The 1,822-nt window shown below is 63.9% G+C and carries 2 protein-coding genes; both read right to left on the bottom strand.

Translation table 11 applies throughout. From position 1 onward, the window contains the following. The coding region (locus RI563_RS13320; protein ID WP_310694867.1) for a chorismate--pyruvate lyase family protein at positions 1-520 on the bottom strand (520 nt) is incomplete at its 3' end. Between the two features lie 15 nt (positions 521-535). Next, a partial coding sequence (locus RI563_RS13315) for an ATP-dependent DNA helicase RecG (protein WP_310694866.1) occupies positions 536-1,822 on the bottom strand: 1,287 nt, incomplete at its 5' end.

Below are 1,822 nucleotides of genomic sequence, written 5' to 3'. Positions count from 1 at the left end.
GCAGCGGCTTGCCCGCCAGATAGAACAGCGAGCGCCGTCCCCAGATAACGTCCGGCGCCGGTGCCAGGCGCTGCACCGCCGCCGCATGCAGTCGTTCGCCCGCCTCCAGACGGGCGAACTCCATCGGCTCGCGATGCATGCGCGGATCGGCAAACAACACCGCGCCCAGCGGCCGGCTGCCCAGCATGGCCAGATGCCGTTGCGCACCGCCCAGGGTAGCGCGGGGAATGATGGTACGGGCAAACACGCAGGGTTGATCATCACAATACAGATAGACCTGACGCATCAGCGCGACCTGGCGTGCCGGCATCGCCAGGCGGCGGCGCTCATTGATCAGGGGACGTTGCCAGCGCTGATCTACGACTTCGACCCGGAACGTTCCGGCACACGCCTGTTGCAGACGGCGAGTCAACGATCCCTTGTCGAATAACCAGGCCTGGATCGGCGGCAGGGTACTGGCCAACAGCTGTTCGCGCCGACGCCAGACCGGTTCGCAAAACGTGTGCAGGCAACGTTTCATTAACTCATCACCGCTTCACACACTGCCATACCGCACGGCCTGACCCACCCAGCGCTGAATCAGGGGCTTGACGGCCTCGGGGCGATCCTTGAGCAGCTGATCGGTCAGGCTGATCACAGTGGGCATCAGCGCTTCATCACGTTGCAGGTCGGCGATTTTCAATTGCAGCATTCCGGTCTGGCGCGTGCCCAGCACTTCGCCGGGGCCCCGCAGTTCCATGTCCTTGCGCGCGATCTCAAACCCGTCGTTACTGCGGCGCATCACCGCCAGTCGCTCACGCGCATTGGTTGAAAGCGAGCCATGATACATGAGAACACAGACACTCGCCCGGCTGCCGCGCCCGACCCGCCCACGCAGCTGATGTAACTGGGCCAGGCCAAGCCGCTCGGCATTTTCGATGATCATCAGCCCGGCATTGGGCACATCCACTCCGACTTCGATCACCGTGGTCGCTACCAGCAAATCCAGATCGCCGGCCTTGAAACGGGCCATGACCGCTTCCTTGTCGACCGGCTTGAGCCGCCCGTGCACCAGACCGACACGCACATCGGGCAGGGCTTCCGCCAGCACCTGCGCGGTCTCTTCCGCCGCCTGGCATTGCAACACCTCCGATTCCTCGATCAACGTGCAAACCCAGTAGACCTGGCTGCCCGCACGACAGGCCTCGTGGACTCTTGCCACCACTTCATCGCGGCGGGTATCGGGAATCACCACCGTCTCCACCGGCGTGCGCCCCGGCGGCAACTCGTCGATGACCGAACAATCGAGATCGGCATACACCGCCATGCTCAGGGTGCGTGGAATCGGTGTCGCAGTCATGATCAGCTGATGCGGCAGCGCATCGTCCCGGCGCCCTTTCTCGCGCAGCGCGAGCCGCTGGTGCACACCGAAGCGATGCTGCTCGTCGATGATCACCAGCGCCAGATCATCGAACACGACTTCCTCCTGGAACAGTGCATGCGTCCCAACGGCGATGGCCGCCTCGCCCGAGATCAGTTTTTCCAGCGCCGCGCGTCGCTCGCCCTGTTTCGCCTTGCCCGACAGCCAGGTCACATTAATTCCCAGCGGCGCCAGCCACTGATCAAAGTTGCGATAATGTTGTTCGGCCAGAATTTCGGTTGGGGCCATGATCGCCGCCTGGGCACCGGCTTCCACCGCCGCCAGTGCGGCCAGCGCCGCGACCACGGTCTTGCCCGAACCGACATCGCCCTGCACCAGGCGCTGCATCGGTGCGCCCTGCTGCAGATCGTCATCGATCTCGTTCACCACCCGTTGCTGCGCACCGGTCAGCTCAAACGGCAA

Source organism: Thiohalophilus sp. (assembly GCF_031581315.1).
In the GTDB taxonomy this organism is placed as follows: Bacteria; Pseudomonadota; Gammaproteobacteria; order UBA6429; family Thiohalophilaceae; genus Thiohalophilus.
This window is presented reverse-complemented; position numbering and strand designations above follow the sequence as displayed.